The sequence below is a fragment of the Metabacillus fastidiosus NBRC 101226 genome, assembly GCF_001591625.1.
GTDB lineage: Bacteria > Bacillota > Bacilli > Bacillales > Bacillaceae > Metabacillus > Metabacillus fastidiosus.
In genome coordinates this window covers 13534-35408 of sequence record NZ_BCVG01000017.1, presented here as the reverse complement: position 1 = coordinate 35408, position 21875 = coordinate 13534, and the positions used below count along the sequence as shown (strand labels likewise).

At 32.6% G+C, this 21875-nt stretch carries 28 protein-coding genes; 19 read left to right on the top strand and 9 right to left on the bottom strand.

Going from position 1 to position 21875, the window contains the following annotated elements:
- Nucleotides 1-8: 8 nt before the first annotated feature.
- Both BFA01S_RS23650 and BFA01S_RS06860 read left to right on the top strand, forming a co-directional pair.
- Complete coding sequence (locus tag BFA01S_RS23650; RefSeq protein WP_156483553.1) at nt 9-410, top strand: HNH endonuclease; 402 nt, start codon at nt 9-11, stop codon at nt 408-410.
- 3 nt (nt 411-413) lie between these two features.
- Complete coding sequence (locus BFA01S_RS06860) at nt 414-983, top strand: SMI1/KNR4 family protein (protein ID WP_066227434.1); 570 nt, start codon at nt 414-416, stop codon at nt 981-983.
- Nucleotides 984-1467: 484 nt separating this feature from the next.
- On the opposite strand, the gene BFA01S_RS06855 is transcribed toward BFA01S_RS06860, so the two are convergent.
- Complete coding sequence (locus tag BFA01S_RS06855; RefSeq protein WP_066227520.1) at nt 1468-2901, bottom strand: DHA2 family efflux MFS transporter permease subunit; 1434 nt, start codon at nt 2899-2901, stop codon at nt 1468-1470.
- A 288-nt stretch (nt 2902-3189) separates the two neighbouring features.
- Between BFA01S_RS06855 and BFA01S_RS06850 the strand changes: the two genes are divergently transcribed.
- From BFA01S_RS06850 to BFA01S_RS06805, 10 genes are all read left to right on the top strand, one after another.
- Nucleotides 3190-3789 (top strand): TetR/AcrR family transcriptional regulator, encoded by a 600-nt coding sequence (locus BFA01S_RS06850; protein ID WP_066227431.1) that lies wholly within the window; start codon nt 3190-3192, stop codon nt 3787-3789.
- Between the two features lie 251 nt (nt 3790-4040).
- Nucleotides 4041-4505, top strand: coding sequence for an NUDIX domain-containing protein (locus BFA01S_RS06845; protein ID WP_066227428.1), 465 nt, complete (start codon nt 4041-4043; stop codon nt 4503-4505).
- A 67-nt stretch (nt 4506-4572) separates the two neighbouring features.
- Nucleotides 4573-5088, top strand: coding sequence for a hypothetical protein (locus tag BFA01S_RS06840; RefSeq protein ID WP_066227425.1), 516 nt, complete (start codon nt 4573-4575; stop codon nt 5086-5088).
- 216 nt (nt 5089-5304) lie between these two features.
- The gene (locus BFA01S_RS06835; protein ID WP_066227422.1) at nt 5305-6030 is read left to right on the top strand and encodes a sulfite exporter TauE/SafE family protein; all 726 of its coding nucleotides are present in this window, start codon (nt 5305-5307) and stop codon (nt 6028-6030) included.
- Between the two features lie 259 nt (nt 6031-6289).
- A complete protein-coding gene (locus tag BFA01S_RS06830; protein WP_066227419.1) occupies nt 6290-6793 on the top strand; it encodes a hypothetical protein in 504 nt (167 codons plus the stop codon).
- A 267-nt stretch (nt 6794-7060) separates the two neighbouring features.
- Nucleotides 7061-7450, top strand: a complete 390-nt coding sequence (locus tag BFA01S_RS06825) for a hypothetical protein (protein ID WP_066227416.1) — start codon at nt 7061-7063, stop codon at nt 7448-7450.
- Nucleotides 7451-7657: 207 nt separating this feature from the next.
- Nucleotides 7658-8689 carry an alpha/beta hydrolase gene (locus BFA01S_RS06820; protein ID WP_066227413.1) on the top strand — a complete coding sequence of 344 codons (1032 nt, stop codon included), beginning with the start codon at nt 7658-7660 and terminating at the stop codon, nt 8687-8689.
- A gap of 163 nt (nt 8690-8852) precedes the next feature.
- Nucleotides 8853-9221 carry a hypothetical protein gene (locus BFA01S_RS06815; RefSeq protein ID WP_066227410.1) on the top strand — a complete coding sequence of 123 codons (369 nt, stop codon included), beginning with the start codon at nt 8853-8855 and terminating at the stop codon, nt 9219-9221.
- A 279-nt stretch (nt 9222-9500) separates the two neighbouring features.
- Complete coding sequence (locus BFA01S_RS06810) at nt 9501-9848, top strand: hypothetical protein (protein WP_066227408.1); 348 nt, start codon at nt 9501-9503, stop codon at nt 9846-9848.
- A gap of 89 nt (nt 9849-9937) precedes the next feature.
- On the top strand, nt 9938-10228 hold the full coding sequence (locus BFA01S_RS06805; RefSeq protein ID WP_066227404.1) for a hypothetical protein: 291 nt from the start codon (nt 9938-9940) through the stop codon (nt 10226-10228).
- 154 nt (nt 10229-10382) lie between these two features.
- Here the strand turns inward: BFA01S_RS06805 and BFA01S_RS06800 are convergent, their stop codons facing one another.
- Nucleotides 10383-10916, bottom strand: coding sequence for a hypothetical protein (locus BFA01S_RS06800; protein WP_174521583.1), 534 nt, complete (start codon nt 10914-10916; stop codon nt 10383-10385).
- Between the two features lie 509 nt (nt 10917-11425).
- Here BFA01S_RS06800 and BFA01S_RS06795 point away from each other — a divergent pair.
- The gene (locus BFA01S_RS06795; RefSeq protein WP_066227403.1) at nt 11426-12325 is read left to right on the top strand and encodes a LysR substrate-binding domain-containing protein; all 900 of its coding nucleotides are present in this window, start codon (nt 11426-11428) and stop codon (nt 12323-12325) included.
- A 122-nt stretch (nt 12326-12447) separates the two neighbouring features.
- On the opposite strand, the gene BFA01S_RS06790 is transcribed toward BFA01S_RS06795, so the two are convergent.
- Nucleotides 12448-13437, bottom strand: coding sequence for an aldo/keto reductase family protein (locus tag BFA01S_RS06790; protein WP_066227399.1), 990 nt, complete (start codon nt 13435-13437; stop codon nt 12448-12450).
- Between the two features lie 395 nt (nt 13438-13832).
- On the opposite strand from BFA01S_RS06790, the gene BFA01S_RS06785 reads away from it, so the two are divergent.
- Entirely contained in the window at nt 13833-14147 is a 315-nt protein-coding gene (locus BFA01S_RS06785) for a DUF5713 family protein (RefSeq protein WP_066227396.1), read from the top strand.
- 304 nt (nt 14148-14451) lie between these two features.
- A complete protein-coding gene (locus BFA01S_RS06780) occupies nt 14452-14934 on the top strand; it encodes an SMI1/KNR4 family protein (RefSeq protein ID WP_066227394.1) in 483 nt (160 codons plus the stop codon).
- Between the two features lie 274 nt (nt 14935-15208).
- Here BFA01S_RS06780 and BFA01S_RS22305 read toward each other — a convergent pair whose 3' ends face one another.
- From BFA01S_RS22305 to BFA01S_RS06770, 3 genes are all read right to left on the bottom strand, one after another.
- Nucleotides 15209-15373 carry a hypothetical protein gene (locus BFA01S_RS22305; RefSeq protein WP_156483551.1) on the bottom strand — a complete coding sequence of 55 codons (165 nt, stop codon included), beginning with the start codon at nt 15371-15373 and terminating at the stop codon, nt 15209-15211.
- A gap of 367 nt (nt 15374-15740) precedes the next feature.
- Nucleotides 15741-15986: a DUF2164 domain-containing protein gene (locus BFA01S_RS06775; protein WP_066227391.1), complete on the bottom strand. Its 246-nt coding sequence runs from the start codon at nt 15984-15986 to the stop codon at nt 15741-15743.
- Between the two features lie 135 nt (nt 15987-16121).
- Nucleotides 16122-16424 carry a CotD family spore coat protein gene (locus BFA01S_RS06770; RefSeq protein ID WP_066227388.1) on the bottom strand — a complete coding sequence of 101 codons (303 nt, stop codon included), beginning with the start codon at nt 16422-16424 and terminating at the stop codon, nt 16122-16124.
- A 125-nt stretch (nt 16425-16549) separates the two neighbouring features.
- Here BFA01S_RS06770 and BFA01S_RS06765 point away from each other — a divergent pair, with 125 nt between their 5' ends.
- The gene (locus BFA01S_RS06765; protein WP_066227385.1) at nt 16550-17323 is read left to right on the top strand and encodes a nucleotidyltransferase domain-containing protein; all 774 of its coding nucleotides are present in this window, start codon (nt 16550-16552) and stop codon (nt 17321-17323) included.
- Here the strand turns inward: BFA01S_RS06765 and BFA01S_RS06760 are convergent.
- Complete coding sequence (locus BFA01S_RS06760; protein ID WP_066227383.1) at nt 17320-17601, bottom strand: hypothetical protein; 282 nt, start codon at nt 17599-17601, stop codon at nt 17320-17322. The two genes, BFA01S_RS06765 and BFA01S_RS06760, sit on opposite strands and share 4 nt — an antisense overlap.
- 103 nt (nt 17602-17704) lie before the next feature.
- Here BFA01S_RS06760 and BFA01S_RS06755 point away from each other — a divergent pair, with 103 nt between their 5' ends.
- Both BFA01S_RS06755 and BFA01S_RS06750 read left to right on the top strand, forming a co-directional pair.
- The gene (locus BFA01S_RS06755; protein ID WP_066227380.1) at nt 17705-18211 is read left to right on the top strand and encodes a DUF3189 family protein; all 507 of its coding nucleotides are present in this window, start codon (nt 17705-17707) and stop codon (nt 18209-18211) included.
- 189 nt (nt 18212-18400) lie between these two features.
- Nucleotides 18401-19252 carry a hypothetical protein gene (locus tag BFA01S_RS06750; RefSeq protein ID WP_169800442.1) on the top strand — a complete coding sequence of 284 codons (852 nt, stop codon included), beginning with the start codon at nt 18401-18403 and terminating at the stop codon, nt 19250-19252.
- Between the two features lie 111 nt (nt 19253-19363).
- On the opposite strand, the gene BFA01S_RS06745 is transcribed toward BFA01S_RS06750, so the two are convergent.
- Nucleotides 19364-20335: a DMT family transporter gene (locus BFA01S_RS06745; RefSeq protein ID WP_066227376.1), complete on the bottom strand. Its 972-nt coding sequence runs from the start codon at nt 20333-20335 to the stop codon at nt 19364-19366.
- Nucleotides 20336-20473: 138 nt separating this feature from the next.
- On the opposite strand from BFA01S_RS06745, the gene BFA01S_RS06740 reads away from it, so the two are divergent.
- Nucleotides 20474-21361 (top strand): LysR family transcriptional regulator, encoded by an 888-nt coding sequence (locus BFA01S_RS06740; protein ID WP_066227373.1) that lies wholly within the window; start codon nt 20474-20476, stop codon nt 21359-21361.
- 61 nt (nt 21362-21422) lie between these two features.
- Here the strand turns inward: BFA01S_RS06740 and BFA01S_RS06735 are convergent, their stop codons facing one another.
- The gene (locus BFA01S_RS06735; protein WP_066227370.1) at nt 21423-21800 is read right to left on the bottom strand and encodes a cytochrome-c oxidase; all 378 of its coding nucleotides are present in this window, start codon (nt 21798-21800) and stop codon (nt 21423-21425) included.
- Nucleotides 21801-21875: the final 75 nt, after the last annotated feature.

Sequence of the window (21875 nt, the reverse complement as noted above, 5' to 3'; positions counted from 1 at the left end):
CTAAGGGTATAGATAATCCTAGAACAAGGTTACCAAGAAATAATGGTCATTGGGAAGGTGAACCAGGTAATGGAAAGTGGTATTCTGATAAGCCAGCAGTTAAAAAGGTAACGAATGGTGAAGGTGTAGAATTTGTAAAAGGGAGACCTAACTTCACACCTTGGTCAGAGGGTAGTTTAGTATTTGAAAAAGGAAAATTAACTGGTGCGAATGATGACTTTTCATTAGTATATGAAAAAATACAACAACAGTATAATTTACCTTCAAAAAATGCTGCCAAGAAATTATTAAAGCAAGCGGGTGTTACACCACATCATAAGTCGAATACAGAAATAGAGTTAATACCAACTGATTTGCATGGAAATGTTCCACATATTGGTTCTGTATCTGATTTACGAGGAGGATATTAAAAAATGGAACAATTAAAAAAGAAACTAGAGGAAATAATTGATTTTGATATAAAAGAGATAGATGAAATTTGGGATGAAGATGATATAAAAACATTTGAAGAAAAATATCAGTTAAAGTTACCTCAAGACTATGCATTTTACCTGCAACATTATGGTAATGATTATATTAGAGAAGAGTATCGTTTTATCCCTTCAATAGAACTGCCGAAAAAAATTAAGCAAACTCAATTTGAAATAGACTCTATTTACGGATTAAATAATGACGAGAATAAAATAGATAACAAAATAAACTTTTATAAAGATATATTACCAGCTGATTTATTTCCTATTGCAGATTTGCCAGGCGGAGATTTAATTTGCATCGGAAAGAAAGATGATAAACAAAATAAAATTTATATTTGGTTTCACGAAATGGCTGAAGAAAATGTTTTCTTGATTTCTGACTCTTTTGAAAGTTTTATAAAAAACTTTCAAAGTATAAAAATAGAAAAAAATACTCTAGATAATGTTAAATTAAATTTGGGTGACAAATTAAATGCTTTTCTAAATCATGCTTCTAAAAATATAAAATGAATGAGGATAAACAAATTATATTATTTTAAATGAAAAGATCTTGAAATATAATTCCGATCTTTAAAAGTAAAATGAGGAATAAGCATTGAAACTTATCAAAAAGCCAAATATTGTACTTGGAGTTGAGTTAGAGAGTCAAACATTTGAAATAATTACTAACGACTTTACTGATTTCTTATCAGATTTAGTTAAGCAAGAAATATAGAATTAAGGAAAAACCTTGAATGGCTATAGCGCACTGACCTGAAAAAATGAGACAAATTAAAACACCTTTCGTTGAAAAACGGGTATGAAGCCCATAATAACAACGTGGAGGTGTTTACATGTATCGATTGAAAAGATCATGATCATATTTTCTACCTCATTTTTTGATTTTTTCCTAAATTGAAAATCGCTGAATTGGGCTATTTTCTCCTCAATTCAGCGATTGACATGGAATTCAACTTTCAGAAATGTGACTTCTATTAATTAAACTGATATAAACTTAAGCACCTTTCACAGTAGCTTTATTTGATGTAGTATTAACACTTTCCTCAGAGCCTTGCTCCACACGTTTGATAAAAAATGATAAAAGTAATCCGATGACCGCAATGCCGATAATGACAACATAGGCATCATTAATACCTTCAATAGTAGCTTCTAAAATCATCTGTTTTTGATTTACAGCACTAGTCGCTGTAGACATCATATCTGTAAGATGCGTTTTCGTACGATCTGTCATGACTGTAACAAGAAGAGAAGTACCAACAGCACCTGCTACTTGTCTAATCGTATTAGAAATGGCTGTCCCGTGCGCATTCAAGCTAGAAGGTAATTGATTTAAACCTGCTGTTTGAATAGGCATGAGCAACAGTGCCATTCCGATACGGCGGCCTGTAGACATAAGAACTAAATACGTATAGCTCGTTGAATCTGTTAAATTAATAAAACCGACAGTTGTAGCTATTGTAATGATTAGGCCAATAACAGAGAGCCATTTTGCTCCATATCGGTCAAATAATTTTCCGGTAACCGGCATTAGGAATCCCATTATAAGAGCACCGGGAAGAAGTAATAAACCGGATTCTATTGCTGTGTAGCCGCGTGCACTTTGCAAGTACAGCGGGAGCAGCATCATGTCCGCATACATAACCATTGTAACCGAGATATTGATAATCGTCGTTAGGGAGAACATATTATATTTAAACACTCTGAGATCCAGTAATGGATTATGAGAAGTTAACTGTCTCCATGTAAAAAGTCCAAGACTTATCATTCCGACGACAAAAGACGCAAGAACTTCATTGCTTGACCATCCGGCGCTGCCAGCTCTGCTGAAGCCGTATAATAAAGTACCAAATGCAAGTGTCGACAGGATGACACTCAGTATATCAATTTTAGCGGCAATCTGTTCTGACACATTTTTTAAATAAATATGACCGCAGATAATGACTAGAACAGCGAGTGGAATCATGCCGTAGAACATCATTTCCCATTCATAATTTTCCATAATATATCCGGCTAAAGTAGGCCCGATAGCAGGAGCAAAAATGATAGCGAAACCTACCATCCCCATTGCTGCACCTCTTTTTTCAGGAGGAAACAGCGTTAAAATAACATTCATAAGGAGCGGCATAATAATACCGGCACCTGCTGCCTGGATCATACGTCCGGTTAAAAGAACCGGGAAGTTTGTTGCGAGAGCAGATACTATTGTACCCGCAAGGAAAATCCACATCGAAGATTGAAAAAGCTGACGAGTCGTGAATCTCTGCATGAAATAGGCTGTCATTGGAATTAAAATCCCATTAACCAGCATATAGCCTGTTGTAAGCCATTGGGCGGTTGTAGCCGAAATATTAAAATCGATCATTAATTCGGGAGTGGCAACACTCATGATCGTTTGATTCAAGGTAGCTAAAAAAGCCCCTAAAATCATAATGAATAAAATTGGTCCTTTTTTGGTAGAACCAGTAGTTGCATCTATAGGTTTGCTCAACCTAATCCTTCCTTTCTGTTTTCAATTGGACTTAATTTACAATGTGTAAGATAATGAACAATGTATAAAAGAGATTATAAATAGTAAGTACAGATTTTACAATTTACAATATAGCGTAAAATGTAAATTAGTTTTCACTTTAGCTGATTTTGTCGTTTATCTAAGCAATATACTGCATTATCGAAAGAAATTGTAAATTTTAATAATTGAGAAGAAAGGAAAAAGAAAATGGCGGATAATAAGCAATATACAGATCCTCGAATTTTACGTACACGGATATTGATAAAAGAGGCATTTGTTCATTTGTTACAGGAAATGGAGATTGAGAAGATGTCTGTCAGCCGTATAGCGGAGCGTGCGACCATTAGTCGTGTGACGTTTTACCTCCATTATCGTGATATACCAGATATGTTAGAAAAGATGGCTGACGAGATGATTGAAGATATTCAACATGTTTTGGACAGTGAGTCAGTGAAAAAGGAATCTTCTGAAGACGCAGATTGGTTCATGATATTGAGACTGCTTGAGCATATTGCGGAACATCATAAATTTTATAAAGTTATTTTAGCTTCCAAAAAAGTTCCGATTTTTACTGAACGCTTGTCAAAATTGATGGCTGAAATCATTACTTCAAGATTAGAGCATTTGGGGAGTAATTCTTTCAGTTATAAAGCTGGTATTCAAAAAGATATTGCCATTTGGCACGGATCTTCAGCCCTTCTTGGTACTATAGTTTTCTGGCTGCGAAATGATATGCCGTACACACCCCATTTTCTCGCAAAACAGCTTTTTAGTTTGTTTAATGCTCATAATCAAGATAAAAATTAAAAAATAAATCCCTTCTGACTTAATTGGGCGAAGAAAGTAAGAACAAAAGGAGGAAAAATGACACCTGTTATTTTGAATAACCTATTGAATAAGAACAATTTATGGAATGGCTGTATGCTTGCATCTTGCCCATTATCCTGAATTATCTTATGAGCATTTGTCAGAAGGAATTTCAAAACTGATTAACGAGTCAGGTGCAAAATACACTTTATAGTAAGATTAATTGTTTTTTAGATAAGGAGGATATACAAATGCATATTAGAAACTCAGCAAAAGCTATTATTATTAGTGAAGACAGGGTTTTATTAACAAAAAATCAAAATAATGAAGGATACTTTTATCTTTTTCCTGGTGGTGGACAAGAGCACGGAGAAACAATTCAAAATGCATTAATTAGGGAGTGTATTGAAGAAATTGGACAACAAGTAGAAATCGGAGAACTTCTTCATATTCGTGAGTATATTGGTAAAAATCATGAGCATTCATCGTTTGATTTCGATGTTCACCAAGTTGAGTATTATTTTGATTGTAAAATAGTAAACAATACAGATGATGATAAAGAACCTACTAATCCAGACAGCAATCAAGTTGGGATTGAATGGATACATATTAATGATTTACTTCAATACAGGGTATATCCTAAAGAGTTAAGAAAACATATTATAAAGAATTTTAATAATGTTAAATCACCAATTTATTTAGGAGATATTAATTAAGCCCTTGTTAAGTTGATAGGGGTTTTAGTGAAATAAGAATTAAAACTAAAGATAATTGGGTGATATTATGGACGAACGAAAAGCACTTTTACAGCAAAAAATTAAAATTAACAAACAAAAAAGTCAAAGAAATAAATTAATTGATTTTCTGCCTCAAGATATTTCAACTGTTTTAGAAAAATGTGATTTAATTACATCTCCAAAGTTAGACAGGATCCTAGATGAAATTCATCAAAAATGGAACTATGAATTGCATAAAGAGGAATTTGTAAAAAAATATGGTGATTTCAGAAAAGAATTTAGTTGGGAACAAGAAGTTATTCAGTATATGCAAGAGATAGAAATTGAAAAGAAAGTAGTTTGTTTGTTTTTAGGAATAGATGACAGTCCAATATATCTTGTCGAAGGAAAATGGGTAATAGAGAATTTTAACATCCTATGGCAAAGTATCGACAATGATGATTTGTGGATTATTAGCAAAGATTTCAACTACGGTGTTCTAGTTTCTCGTTATGGAGGATATCTAGAACAAGACCCCAACCCAAAAGAAATTTTTTATTCAATTACTAAATGGAATACTTAGATTTATAGTTTTCTTCCACTAACGAATGTGTCAATTCAATAAATAATTAAAGGGTCTGCCGGTGGAACCCCCTTTTTTACTACCGATAATGTTAACTAAGTTTGTATAATATACTCATTTGAATTTTAAGATATAACTGCACATAACCAAGTGAAAAAATTAGTTCTCGAAATGAAAAAATATTAATAAGCAAAGTTGTTAGACAGGAGGTAATTCTTGGGGAATGAATTAATTTTCATATGTATTATATTAGTGGCTTCTATATTGCAAACCAGTACAGGTTTTGGCTTTTCCATATTAGCGACCCCTTTTTTACTGATATTATTCCTACCACAAGAAGCCATACAAATAAATATTATTTTATCTTTAATTATCTCAATATCATTGATTTTTAAGATAAGAAGGGATATTGATTTTATATTGCTAAAACGATTAATTTTAGGGAGTATAGTTGGCGTACCTTTAGGTATTTTTATCTTTATTTCTATTAACATTAATAATTTAAAATTAGGATTGAGTATACTCCTCTTAATATTAACATTGTTACTAATATGCAATTTTAAGGTTAAATCAACACAATTTAGAGATTTCATAGTTGGTGGGTTATCCGGTATTTTAACAACAAGTATCGGTATGCCTGGACCTCCGTTATTGCTTTACTTTACGGGAACAGATACTGAAAAAGGAAGGTTAAGAGCAACTACTTTGGCTTTTTATCTCTTTATATATTCCATTAGTCTAATAACTCAAATAATCTTTACTGGAACTAACAAAATAATATGGGAATCAAGTTTTTATGCAATTCCAATCGTATTTTTTGGCTTGCTTATAGGTCAAATTATTTTCAAATGGCTTAGTCAACGGATTTTTAGAAAATTTACATATATCCTTTTGATTTGTACAGGGATTTATCTTTTTCTTGAAGGGGTGAATTCATTATAGTAGTAAGTTCTTATTTTAGCGGAATTTATCAAAGATTAAATTACCGGTGAAAATTCCTTTTTAAAAAGATTCTTTATTGAAGATCCCTTGTCTAAAATGTGATTTATGTTAACTAAATATGTATAAAGTACTTATTCAGATATTTTAAAGTCCTATTTAAATGCCTGACCACATTAGTTCAATAATTTCGTTTAAATGATATAATTTGTGATGTTTAAATAGAAATATGGAATAAAATAAGGAAGTGTTTTAGAGATTAATGGAAATAAAAATTGTACTATTATATGGTGAAACTTTGCCTCCATTCAAGCATATTGAGAAGATTTTAAATAAGTATCATCAATATTATTTAAGTGATAAGAAAAAAGAAGGCTTTAGTGAAGATAACTATTATGACATTTGGATAGATGAACGATACACTGGGCTCAAAGCCAGAAATGCCCGTTATTACACCCCCACTGTACCAGTAAAGAAAGAGTTTCTGACTAAATTCTTAAATATTTTTAGAGCATTAAAAGGAAATATGTGTTTATGTAAGCAAAATCATGAACATCCTATTGTCGAAGTTTCAGAGATAGACTATGAAGGTTATTGTTTTTATTTAGATAATGAGACAGAAAAGATACTTTTTCTGGAAGAATATCGTAATAATGAGGGAGAACGTTTTAGTGTAGGAGAACTAAATTGGTATAAGCAATTACCGGGGGATAAACGCTGGATTCAGATTGCTGCAAGTGAAGATACTGAAAAAGCATTTTTCTAATGGCTAAGGAACCTTATTCTCTAAGGAGAATGACAATAAGAATAGTAACATTAAAATCTTGTTCCACTAATAGGACGTCTAATTCAATAAAAAGCTAAAAGGATCTTTAATTTTTAAAGATCTTTTTTACTATGGATAATTTGAATTATGTTAACAAAGTTGATATAGGATATTGTGTTTAACTTTTCAAAGTAAATTAGGATTAAAGGTCGAAAATAAACCCATTAATAAATACTATAGGCTATAATTGTAATTAGAGGTGAAATATTGAAGAAATTAATGAATCTACTATTAATCACAGTTTCAAGTGTGATTTTTATTAATGTAATAGGCTGTTCACATAAAAGTGAGGTATCCAGTACTATATATTCATTTACTCCAGAAGAAGAAAATCAACTGTTAACTTTAGCTTATGATTTTTTAGAAAACTCATTACAAGATAACATAGTTGATTGGGGAAAAGGCAAGATTACCGGATTTAAGTCAGGCAGTAAGTTTGAAATTTTGACTAATGAAAATAACGAAACAAAGGATATTAAAGATATTCAAATCATATTAGTCACTTTTGAACCTAAAAAAGAATCTAAATTAAAGTCTATTCAAGTATATTTAGATGAAAATGGAGAAAATGTATTAGGATTCATTGCAAAAAAATAAAAAAGATCTTCACTTGAAAGATCTTTTTTATTTTTAAAATGTGCATGATGTTAACTAAGTTCCTTTTAAAATAACGAATAAAGATATAAGGTTTCTAGAGTTATACAACTAAATTAAGGTTTTTTAGGTTGAGATTGGTAAATTAAATTGATTGTGAAATAATCATATTTTGGATTGTATTAAGCAGAAAGAGGTATTAAATAAAGAATGAAAAATAGAAGAAAGTTAATAAAGTATATTGGATTAAGTATGATAGTATTACTGATCTTAGCGATTTTTTCTCCTACATGGACTCCTCATATAAAAGGCGATAATAGTATTAGTGTATTAGAACAAGTCGAAATAAACGGAAGTAGCCATGAAATTATGATACGTGGCAATGATAAGAATAATCCAGTTATTATTTTTGTGCATGGAGGACCTGGGAATCCAGAAATACCATACGCAGTTAAATACCAAGACTTATTGGAAACCGATTTTACAGTTGTGAATTATGACCAAAGAGCAAGTGGAAAATCATATCATTTTTTTGAGGACTATTCTAATCTATCACCAGACTTATTGGTGGAAGACTTACTGGCTATGACGGACTATATATCAGAACGCCTTGGCAAAGAAAAAGTAATACTGATTGGTCACTCTTTTGGTACATATATCGCAACACAAGCTGCTTACAAAGCCCCTGAGAAATATGAAGCATATATTGGTATCGGACAGGCCAGTAATATGATAGAAAGTGAGATTGATAGTTTAAACTACTGTATTAAACAGGCTCAAAATGCTGGAAACACAGATGATGTTCTATATTTAGAAGGGTTAACTGAAAAGATTAAGAATGGTGATACGTTTACCCCACGAAATTATGTAATGAAGTACGGTGGAGGTTCAAGGCTTATTGATAACCCTGATGGTGATACTATAGGTATTTTATTTAGTAGCGAGTATAACTTATTAGATGTCATCCGTTATAACTATGGAGTAACCTACTCTCAAAGTACTTTGATAAAAGATATATTCGAAAAGCCATTACCTACTGTAGTAACAAAGCTTGAATTACCGTTCTATTTTATCATGGGAAAGTATGATTATATGACTTCATCTAATGCAGCAAAAAAATATTTTGATATGATTGAAGCTGATAAAAAGGAGTTTATTTCTTTTGAGCAATCAGCTCATTACCCACAGTTTGAAGAAAAGGAAAGATTTTATGAATGGATGTCCAACACGTGTGTGAAATAAATACAATTATATAAACAGTTAAAAGGATTTCCATCAAGAGATCCTTTTAGCTGTATAAAATGTGATTTATGTTAACTAGAGTGATATAAAGTATTTATTTGAGAAGTAAAGTATTTAATGATTAAATTGAAATAAAAGGAAAAATTATTATTGGAGGAAGTAGATGAAGAAATGGTTATTGTTAGTAGGGGTAGTCATCATAGTTATAAGTATTGTTGCATTTAATAGCAAATTCTATTACCCATCATTGCCTGTTAACTCTGTAAGTAAAAGAGAAGTTTTAGAATCTTTAAATGATTCGTCAAAAGAGATTGTGAAAATAGCTGAGGAAAATGGTTATGATTGGTTTATTACTCGAAATGAACAGGGAAAAGCATATGAAAATTTAAAAAGAATGGTTAGTGAAAAAGGGTGGCAATTTAAGAATCAAGAAGGTAGTGGATTTTTTTTCGAAAAGGATGATAAAAAACTAATTGCAACTACTGAAATGTGGACAGGAAATTATGTTATTGTTCAGATCCGAAAAAATTAGGAATAATAGTTATTTATTTTTGGAGTATTGTATTTATACTATTAAATGCTTAATTCAATAAGCATTTAAAAGGATCTTCTATCAAAAGATCTTTTTTCTGTGAAAAAATTTTCCATCCATGGTTGAGAGCAGTCACTCATAGATGTTTTTACTATCTAAAATATGCCTTATGTTAACTAGATTGATATAAATTATTTATGTAGGTAGTTAAAGGAGTAAGTTAGGGAATACGAATAGTTAAATTTTAATGATAAACTGGTAATAAATGGGGTATAGCTATTGAATATAAATACTGATTCTCTTGTAACTTTTATAATTATATGGGGCATACCAACTTTTATGGTTGTTAGAGGTTATTTAAAAATGAATACTGCTGATAAAAAATCAGCATTAAGTGATTTTACATCAAGTCGTTTTATTTTTACAACTGGATTTATGATAATTGGTGCTTTTTGTACACATTTAGGGATCTTATTAGCTATAAATATAATTGAATTAATTGGGATTGGTGTCTTTACTCTAGGCGGAATTTTTTCAGTATTTGATATGTGGAAGATAAGTAAAATCAGAAGTGTGTTTATATTTGTTTTAGTCTCTGTTGCCGTTTCATATTTGTTATTTAATTAAATTGATATAAAGCAATCATTTTGATACTTAGGGATCTTGTTCAAATAATAGGGTAAGTTAGTTGAATAACAATTGCAGGGGAAAATAAAATGATTAAAAATAATAAGAGAAAAATATTTAAATACAATCAAGATGATATTCTAGAGATTTTGTCAAAATATCTTGGTGATAAAACTGAATTCGATACGTATCAATCTACAGCGATACTTTTAGGTACTCCAGGTAAAGGCTTAAGATTAATTGCTGTTGTTGGTAGCGAAGATGACGATGATATTACCAAGTTAAATTTAGAGAATATTGATAATAAAGTAGATTGTAATGGGACACATTCAGATTTAGATGATGGTTTTTTATTTAAGAATAAAAAGAATATTAAATAAATTGAATTCTTGTTCAATTATACGTTAATTTAATAAATAACTAAAAAGATCTTCCAGTCGGGTAGAAGATCTTTTTTACTATCTAAAATGCAGATCATGTTAAATAGATTAAGTTGTTAAGAAATTATTATATAAATAAATTATGTACATAATTCTATTTTTTAAGGCTTATAAAGCTTTCATTTTTATTTGATTGTTTAGTTTCTTCAATAGGCGAAAGTAAATATTTCCCTATCCATACAAATCCTATACCTGTAACAGTTCCGCCAATAACACTGATAATTCCTTCAGCATTTGGGATAAAAGTAGCTAAAGTGAAAACGAAGGTTCCTATTATTAAGCATAATCCACTTATAAAAGGAAGGATACCCTCTTTCATTATCGAAATTCCAACTAAAATCATCCCGAAAACGAAAAATAATGGTCCGACCGTATATATGATGCCTGACACACCTTCATTTAAAATAGAATTTACATTTACTCCAGAAACGGCTGCTATTTCTACATATACTACTGCTGTTACAAATGTTGTACCGATTAGACCAAATAACATTCCTAGGTTACCAAAGAGTCCGTTTCTTTTACCTTGTGCTTCAAATAGTCCTATAAAAGCAAAGATAAGACTTAGATGACCAAAGAAAATTAAACTTTGCCCAAAAACTGTTCCATCATTTGTTTTTCCTAGCAAGTTAATCAGATGTCCAATTCCTAACAATAAACCAGATATAATACTTGCAAATCCTCCTATAGACCGAAATAAAAGTGTGGGATACAGAATGATTCCTCTTCTTTTTATATAAATTTCCTTTATATGTTAAGTTTAACATATAAAACAAGATTGTTTTCTAAATTGAATTATCTTACTGATCCTAACGACAGAAAAATCTGAAAAAAATGATCCTGTCATCCCATGTATGTACAGGGGCAAGTTATACATTTTATTTTATCTTTGATAGAATAACCTTAAGAAATGAAAGATAAAATTTTCGAGGCATGAGATGTTCGAAACCATTGTGTTGTTTGTATTAGCTGGAATTGCGAAAATCGGTGGGGATATCTTGGAGTGACCCCGGTATAACCCCAATCATAGCCGTTAGAAGTAGTCACATCGAACTGGTTGGATTCATATTGGGCGTTTCGAGGAATGGATTTAGAAATAAAAGAAATATCCTGTTTTTGTGGAAAGGAAAGAGAAAGATGGATCTCCGACAAATGCGTTATTTTATAATGGTGGCAGAAGAACTGAGTTTTACTCGTGCAGCAGAACGCCTGAGAATGGCACAGCCTCCATTAAGCCAAGAAATTCGCAAATTAGAAGAAGAATTAGGAGTTCAACTTTTTCATCGAACCAAAAGAGTGGTTGAACTTTCGGAAGCTGGAAAGATTTTTTTAGAAGAGGCTCGACATACTCTGTTTCAAGTAGATAGAACTATAAAAGCGACACAACTTGCAGATGAGGGGAAAATAGGTCATCTAACAATCGGTTTTGTCGATTCTACAGAAATCGTTATAGATATTCTGAAGAATTTCCGGGAACGCTTTCCTAAAATTCATCTTGTATTACATGAAATGACAACGGAGCAGCAACTAAAAGCACTCTATGAGAAACAAATACAAATTGGATTTTTTCGTTCTAAACAGAGTAACAATGTATTAACTTCTGAAATTTGTTCTGAAGAATCTTTAAGATTGGCTTTACATGAAAACCATCCTTTAGCCTCATTACCCGAAATTTCAATCCAATCATTAATCGATGAACCATTTATTTTGTTTCCACGCCATTTTGGTCCAAGTTTTTATGATTTAATTATTAGCTGCTTTTCGTATCATGGCGTAAGTTTAAATGTTGTTCAGGAAGCTATTCAAATGCAAACGATCGTTAATTTAGTTGCAACAGGAATGGGAGTCTCTGTCGTTCCATCATCAGTAGAAAGTTTGAAACGCCCTGGAGTTGTTTATAAAAAAATCCAAGAGCCTACACCGAAGGTCAATCTGTATGTTGGATGGAGGCAAGATGAAAAATCTGCAGTGTTAGATCATTTCTTAACCGTTGTTAGGGAAGCTTATTCGAGTACATATCCTTATTACAAGGAATAAAAGTCCAGCCTAAAGTGGCTGGACAGTAACATATTACAAAGTAAGTCTTCTCATTTAATATAGGCTTCCAAGTAAGACTACAAAATTTTGTGTACATTTCTTGTAAGAAATTTGCTGAAAACTTAACCTGTTTTACTCGGATCGTACTCAACCAAACCTTCTAGTATTTTGTCAATCTGATTCATTACTTCAGATTCAAGTTTGACATTAGAGGCGAAAGCATTCTCTTTTACCTGTTCAGGGCTTGAGGCACCGATAATTGCTGAAGAAATGTTCTGGTTTTGAAGTACCCAAGCTACTGCAAGTTGAGCGAGGGTAAGGTCAATCTCTTGTGCGATGGGTCTAAGCTTCTGAATAGCGGTAAGGACATTATCATTCATCCAACGTTGCGCAAGATTACGAAAAAACGGTTTACCAGCAGGAGAATTAGCACGTGATTGAGTTGGTACTGGTTTACCAGGTTGATATTTTCCTGTGAGAACACCTTGTGCGAGGGGAGACCATACTACTTGCCCAAGCCCTTCACGTTGACAGGTTGGTATCACATCTGTTTCGATAACTCGCCACAACATGGAGTACTGGGGTTGGCTAGCGATAAGCGGAATATTCAATTCTCGTGCAAGTGCTGCGCCCCGGGTGATTTGTTCTGCTGTCCACTCGCTTACACCAACATAAAGCACTTTACCCTGTCTTACAAGATCTGCGAAAGCTAGCATCGTTTCTTCAAGAGGAGTAGTTGGATCAAATCTGTGTGCGTAATAGACATCAATGTAGTCGGTCTGTAATCGACGCAAAGATGCATGGCAATTTTCTAGAATGTGTTTTCGTGATAAACCTTTATCGTTTTGCCCAGGCCCAGTCGGGTGGCACACCTTTGTACATAGTTCAATGCTCTCCCGCCGTACACCTTGCAAAGATCGGCCGAGTACTTCTTCAGCCTTAGTGTCTGAATAAACATCGGCCGTATCGAACATTGTAATACCGACATCTAATGCAGCTTTGACACAGTCATTTGCCGTATCTTCATCCACTTTCCCCCCATGATTTATCCAGTTCCCATATGCAATCTTACTTATAGTTAATCCACTATTACCAAGTTTACTAAATTCCATTCCAGCTACCTCCTTTTAAAAATGATACTTTCATTATAAAAACCAAATTTTGATATGTGAAATATATTATTTTTAATAAACTAATATAAATTTTATATAAAAATAGCCTAAACCGGTAGAAGGGCCCCTTGGAGACAAAATATAAATATGGTGAAAAAATGTGTTTTTGGTCTATGAATCTATGCCGAAAATGGTTATCAAAGTGAGGTGTCGTTTAAAGTAAAGTTGCATTATTTATAAAAAAGATTCAACGTTTATAAAAATGTTGCACCGATAAAGCACGTTTGTTTAACCTTTTATCTTAAAGAATAGGCCATTATTTGGAATAAGTGATTGCCCAAATATTAGAAATTTGAAATAATTGAATAAGAGTTTATAGAAGGTGGAGAAGAAAAATGATGAATATTGAATATTTAAATACAATGTATATGGACTCTTATTTTCCCAACTTTTTAGTGGATAAGGTTAAGGCTGCTATTTTAAAAGTGGAGGATTTTATTAAGCAAGGAAATCACTCACTAGAGGAGATTCAAGAAAGTTTAGATGAAATGACATTAACAATTAATGATATACAAGAAGAATTTTGGGAGCATAATAGTGAAATAGAAACAGTAGCAAGGGATTCTATTGGGGAAACAGTAGAGACAATATTAAAATTTTATCAGGTTCCAATTGATATTGAAGAAGCAATTAGAAACAGAGATTGGTGAACACCATCAATCGAGTTTAACTTTTTCGAAGGAAGTCTCCTTCTTCAAACGTGTGAAGGGTAAAGTCCAACGGTAAGGAAGGATATGATGAAAAAATCTTCGTATAAAGTTTGATAAGAAATCCTGTATAATGCAGGTTTTTTCTCACCTTACTATATTGACACTTTATTTATTGAAAATAGTTAAAAGAGTGAGGAGGAGATGTATCGAATGATAATATCATAAAAATTCTTCTGGAAAAAGTAAAGTTGGTGCAAAATGCTATGGAACTAATGGGACTTTTATGTAATAGGATTCATTATAAATGAAAAAATTTATTGATTGGGCTAAAGAAAGCGGCTGGACTATAGTTTTTAAATCTGAATATCAATTAAATCTAGATGAAAGCATAGTTACAAGATATAAAAATATTCCTGATGAGTATCTGGAGTTCTTGAAGATGATTAAACAGTGTATAGCACCAAGTGAGAAAACATGGTTTATATGTGAAGATGAGTATAATAATGATTTGGATATTGCATTAAAATGGAATGAATTTGAATTGATAAGTTTAGAAGCAGCAGGCGAAGATAACGAGTGGAAATCAGATATAACTTTGTGGTGGGATAAATATTTACCAATAGTTATGTCAGTTGATGGTGGCTATTCCTTCTATGCAATTGATTTAACTAATGATATAGGTGCTATCGTACATGGATATGAACCTGAATTTGAAGAAGTGGAAAAAGTAGCGGATAACCTTGATGGATTATTTGAATTAATTATGTCGAATAAAATAAAACTATAGTAAAGAAAGACTGTAACATCTCCAGTAGATATTTTTAAAATGATAAATTTGCTTGGCTGGAATGAATGTAACAATTCAAAAATAATAGCTACAAGAATCGATAAAATGAAAATTCTGTATATTTGCATTCAGGAGTCATGATGGTAAGCGGAACCACTGATGATCCGAGTCATAGAGAGAATGTAAATACTCTAAAGCAATCAGGATGATTTCATTGTAAATAATATGCTAGACATAAAAACAAGCTGATGACAGTCAGCTTGTCATATTCTATTTATTTCCTCTCTACAGACCATTGTACTGGAGAATTAGTATGCTGATTTAATTTTTGTACGAGGGCTTGGGCGGCGGAAAATTCGTTAAAGGTTTTGGCGAAAAGGCTATTGGAATCTTTTAAAATTTCTTTTGCTCCATTAATAGTTCTTACAATTATAAACAATATTCACACACCTCCTAATTTAAGTTTAAATTTGGCGAAAGTTGTTAATTAAAGTATCTCATATACATTAAAAAAAAGTATATACATTTAAAAAATAACTTAAAATGAGATATAAATTTAACATTAATGAAATATATCGTTTACTTTTCCTCACTATTCTAAGTTATGTATTCCTAAATAATGACAGATAATACGTTTTATAAACAGAAAAAGGTTGCCATTAAGTCAAATTTTTTGACTTAATGGCAGCCTTTATAGAATATGTTGAAAAACCTTTTTCTCTCTTGAAAATTTTACATTATTCGTCTTTCTATCTTCAATGTCATATTTTCTGCAGGCTATAAACAAATGGTGGAGCTTAACTCCTTCATCTTTTAACTGGACGTTCTAAAGTTAATATCTCGTCCTCTAAGGAAGAAAATTGCTGTTCAACGAGATTTTTAACATCTAAAACAGCAGCATTATAAAAATGAGGAGCAAGTGATTCCTTAAAGAAATCGAGTACTCTTTCTGCAGCAAATTCCGTAATTTCCTCGTCTCTTTCCTGTGAAAAGAAATACTGAATATCGGAAATCATTAATTGCTGCTGCTCTTTTGTAAGTTTTATAAACAAATAAAACAACTCCTTTAACAATGTACTACTATAACGATATATGTAAAATCAAAAAAAACATAGACTATACTTTTAGGAGATAAAATGCTACACCAGTATAACGAAAAGTCCCCAATAAATCGGGAACTTTTACTATTAATATCCAAATGGTCTTCTCGGCGGGCAGCAAGGATTATAAGGTCTTCCGCACATGACATGCTGTTCATAACATTCATTCACTACTGATTCAGTGTGAGGGAAATAGTGCTTGTGAGTGATCATATGCTTATTAACTGTAGTATTATGGGAAGGATGAACATGTGATTTTACAGTATTTAATACATTTGTACTCACGTATTGTTTTGCTGGTGAAACTTGTGGCGGATCATACTGAGCCGGCAGTGCATTAGGTGGACAATACTGTGGGGAACATTGATGACCCCAATGTTTATGATGCATTTTATAACCTCCATTTCTAATTGTTGACTCGTTAATAGCGTATGAAAGAAAGAAGGGATCTGTCCTAATCTAAATACCTATTTTCATTTAAAAGACTTTCGGTTTACAGAAAGGAGAGAACATTATTGAAAGAAAGAATCAGGCAGGAACTGAATGAAATTGAAAAAAACTTCGATGTCAAAATTCTTTATGCATGTGAATCAGGCAGCAGGACATGGGGTTTCTCTTCTGAAGACAGTGATTATGACGTGCGTTTTATTTATATTCATAAAAAAGACTGGTACTTATCGATTGATCAAAGAAGAGATGTTATTGAGCTTCCGGTAAGCAATCTATTGGATATAAGCGGATGGGAATTAACGAAAGCTTTACGGTTATTCAGAAAATCAAATCCCTCGTTATTTGAATGGATGTATTCAGGGATTGTTTACTATGAACAATATTCTGTTATGGAGAAAATGAAGCAGATGATAGAAAAGGTATATTTGCCAGCAGCCAGTCTTCATCATTATTTAAATATGGCAAAGGGGAATGTTCACAGTTATTTACAGGGTGATGAAGTGCAGATAAAAAAGTATCTTTATGCGATCAGACCTGTTTTAGCATGTCAATGGATTGAAAAATACAAAACAGTGCCCCCGGTTGAATTTTCTCTTTTATTAGAAAAAATGATCAGGGAAGGTGTATTGAAAAACGAGATAAGGCAATTATTAACGAGAAAAATGACCGGAGAAAAATTAGAAGCAGGGCATAAAGTACATGTCATTAATGATTTTTTAGACAGTGAAATAGAACGATTGTTAGTATATACAAAATCATTAGCTGTCAAAAAGGAAGATCCGACTCCTATACTCAATCAATTATTCCGGGAAACATTGGATGAAGTATGGGAGAATTAAGTCTTATCCCCATTTCTGTAAGCTAAAATAGATGTTTTTAAAGAAGCGTACGAACCTATAGCCGCATACCCGTAAAACCAGCCCATAAATATTCCTGCAACAAGACTGTGGCGATGACTAATAAAAACAGAAATAATCAATCCTAAAACGAGAGCAATTGTCGGTACAAATTTTCGGGGTACTTTTAAAAAAAGTTTTATTAGCTGAGTTATGATCATAACGGCTGGAACTGCTATTACAGCGTCCCAAAAATTCGTATGTATTGTAGGAAAATCCATTACTGAACCACCTTTTTTTCAATAGTATGCCTTCCTGTGAGTAATTTAATTAAATTATTTGCACAATATAGTATTAAAGATAAAACAGGAAGGTTTGAGGCGGATGATTTATATTTATAACTGTTATGGGGGGACACATTCTTCTGCACTTGCTGCTGCATATCATTTAAAAAAACTTCCATATGACAGAGAGCCTACAAAAAAAGAAGTTCTTAATATCGATATTTTTAATAAATTAACACCAAATGACATGGGGAAGCTGTTTTTCCACGGTATTGATGAAGAGGGGAATAAAGTATTTACGCTTGGCCGGGGTTCCTCAAAAGTAGTCGTTCCAGCTATGCAAAGTGTCTGTGAATTATTTAATACAGCAGGAAAATTAGAGGAACAGGTCATCTTTTCTAATACATCGCCTACTGTTCCGTTAGCGATGACGTTTGGTGGCCTGTTTTCAAGAAGATTTAAAATCAATTTTATCGGTGTTCCTTTATTAGTAATAGGAGCTAAAAAAGCTCATCCAAATATTATTAAATTAGTTCAGAATACAAAAAATATGGCAAAAGCATCTATTGGTAAGATAGAAGTACTAGATAATGGTTTTGGAAAATGAAAAGCAGGAGCTTTTCATTTTTTTATATGTTAAAAGGATCAATTATATGGACGGAACTAGAGTTAATAATAGGAAAAACTGCACTTACTAAATGTAAAAAATGATATATTTTGTAAATATGAGTAAAAAAGAAAGGGGGAGAATGTTGAAAAGCAAAATATGTATCGTTATTTTATTTTTTACTTTAGTATGGAGCAGTTTTTCGTTTTTTTATCGAGTCCTGTATCTGCCTCAACAAGTTTTTTAATGAACCCAAAAAAGATATATGTATACAATGTTTATGATGAGAAAAACAAAAATAATAAAAAACAAATAACTGCCAGTTTTGTTGAAAGAAGTAAGGAGGGAGATTTATGGCATTTTAAAGAAAATCATTTGTTAAGTCATAAACTCTTTTTACAAGATAAGGAGGGCTTAAGAGAAAGTGATCCCTTTTATGCAGGCTTATGGCAACAAATGATCAAGTTTCCATTAAGAGAAGGAAAGGAATGGGCTGTTAATGACGACGAGCGAAAATTTAAACTAGTTTCTTTAAAGACTACTGTTGAAACTCCGGCAAGAACGTTTTCTAACTGTATTAAGGTGACAAGCAGAGCTGGAGCAGTATACTATTATGCACCTGGCGCCGGTATTGTTAAACAGCGCACTCATTTAGGAAAAATAATAGAGTTGACAAAAGTGAAAGATGCCCATTATGGAAGAGTACTTATTAAACAGGACGGGATAAAATTATATGATCCAAAAGGAAAAGTCCATCGATCGTTAAAGAAGGGTGAGGGTCTTAAAGTATTTAAAGAAACTGCTGATTCATTTGATGTTGGTGGAGGATACTATGTAAAGAAAAGCAAAGGGACATTATTTTATACTGGATTTATTTATAGTATTTTAGAAGGGATTAATATGTATAGCCCTAATGGGAAATTGCATAAAAAGATCGCTGACGGTAAAACGTTGAGAGTTTACAGTTTTAAAGATGGAAAATATCAGGTCGGCGGAGGATATTACGTACCCATGGGATCTTATATTCAGTATGACAGATAAATAAAGTGAATGAATGATCCACAAGTAAGAAGACGGGAGTAAAAAGCGCTTGTCGTATAAGAAGATTACTTATGCGGCAGCGCTTTTTATATCGTATGTACATTTTGTATATTAGGATATTTTTTTCTGCAATTGTTTTAGTTCGTTTTTATGTACAAGCCCCTGTTTTTTGTTCATTCTTAATAAAATATTGTTCGAAACGATTGCAATAATAATGAAAGCAGTCCCGACAATATCAAAAGAAGTCACTTGATACCCTTGAATAGCGGAGATGACGAGCGTTGTAACCGGAACAAAGTTAATAAAGAGAATTCCATTTAAAGGAGAGAGAATATTAACGCCGATATTCCAGCCGAGTAAAGCGATAATCCCGGGAAAGATAATCATGAAAATTAAATGCGGACTTACTGTTTGGATCGTTTGAGCTGAAGGTATAGGAACAGCTCCGATCAAAGTAGCGGTTAGTACAATAATAAGGGCGGTAGCAGTCCCGAATAAACAGCTTAATGCTGAATATTTTAGAGAGGACCAATGGCTAAACTGACTGCTTCCTATCGTATAAACGACCCATCCAACTACAGCTAAAAAGATAAGGAAGGCTGGGAATAAATGGCCTGTTGCTGATAGAAAAGCTGTTACATCTCCCTTTGTAATAACGAGCATAACACCAATAAAAGCAATTAAAATACTCAACATTGTGAATAAAGGAGGCCTGTTTCCTTTAAAAATCCAAAGTAACACAACTGAAATCATTGGCATCAATGCTTCCATAATAGATGCTAAAATTACTCCTTGTTCCCCGAGTAGATCCTGACCCCAGAAAATGAGCAAATTATATACAGCAAATGCCATAGTTCCGAAAAACCATAAAGAAAGTCCTTTCCCTTCAAGATGAAATCCCTTTTTCCCTTCTTTAAAGTAAAGAAGAAGTAATAAGATGATTGTTACAGAAGAATATCGGAAAATAGTAAAATAAAATGGATCAATGTAATGGAATGCATCATTTGCGACTGGAAACATAGCTCCCCATGATACGCTTGCGATAAAACATAATAAGGCACCTAGTAATACATTATTTTTCATAAATAAATCTCCACCTACATTCATAATCTCTAAATCAATTAAATAATGGATATGGTATAAAGTAAAATGATTGATAATGATGTTAGAGATCATTTTTTGTGATACTATAAAAGACATGTTTAGGGGGAGGATTTTTAAATGGAATTTAAAGATTTACAAGTATTTCAAATGGTCGCGGAAACAGGGAATATTACAAGGGCTGCTAAAGAATTAAATTATGTGCAATCAAATGTTACATCCAGAATTCAAAAGCTTGAAACAGAACTGAATACACGGCTTTTTAATCGTCATAATCGCGGTATGATTTTAACACCAGAAGGAAAGAAATTATTACATTATAGCGAGAAAATTCTCTTATTGATGAGTGAAACGAAAAAAGTGGTACAAAGCTCAGGGACACCTTGTGGCAAATTAGAAATTGGTTCTGTGGAAACAGTTATTAAACTTCCGGTTATTTTATCAGCTTATAATAAAAAATATGAAAATGTTGATTTATCACTTGAATCAGGTGTGACGGAAAGACTTCAAGAAAAAGTGCTGAATTATCAATTAGACGGAGCGTTCGTAACAGAAGCAGGTCAACATCCTTCATTAGTTCACCACGATGTTTTTCAGGAGGAGCTTGTTTTAATATCGGATCGTACATTAACATCATTGGAGCAATTGAAAAATAAACCTTTCTTAGTTTTTAGCGAAGGATGCGGATACAGGGCAAAGTTGAATGAATGGTTGAAAGATGAGAGAATAACTCCGATGAAAATGATGGAGTTTGGAACATTTGAAACGATTTTAGGAAGTGTTATTGCGGGGCTCGGAATTACCTTTGTACCTAAATTATCGGTTGCTCATTTGGAAGAGCGCGGACTTATTCACTGTCATTCTATTCCAGATAAATACAGCAAGATCAATACTATTTTCATTAGGAGAAAAGACACATATTTAACTCCGACAGTGAAGGCATTTATTGAAACGATTGAACTTTGTAAAGATGAAACAGTTTATCCGCTGTCCATTATAAAATATTAATGAAGAGATAGATTTTATCCCTTCATTAATATCAATGGAATTTATGAGATCGCTTACAATATTACGCAGAACCTGTTTTTCTTAGGTAGAATAGAACATTAATAGAAAAGATAATAATAGCTAGAACTAAAACACTTCCTCCGACAGCAGTGACCGGTATAAAGGAAGCATTGCCGTAGACGACAAATGTGAGGCTGAGCATCATGACCGGTAATGATACATTGTGAAGCCAGAAATGAGTTTTTGCGAGCTTGTTGTCAGCTATGCTCGGGAATAAGTAGTAAATGATGCCTGCTAAAGTCATGGAAGTCCAGCCGAGCAAATTGATGTGGACATGCACCGGTGTTAAAGCAAACGAGTGTGTCATTGACATGAATAAACCAATACAGGCACCAATCACAAAATAAATGACTGAAATTTTAATAAAGCGGATACCCATAAAGACCCCTCCGTTACTTCTCATTTGATAAGCACAATTTACTATATGAGACAAAAACTTCAACAATTCCTCCTT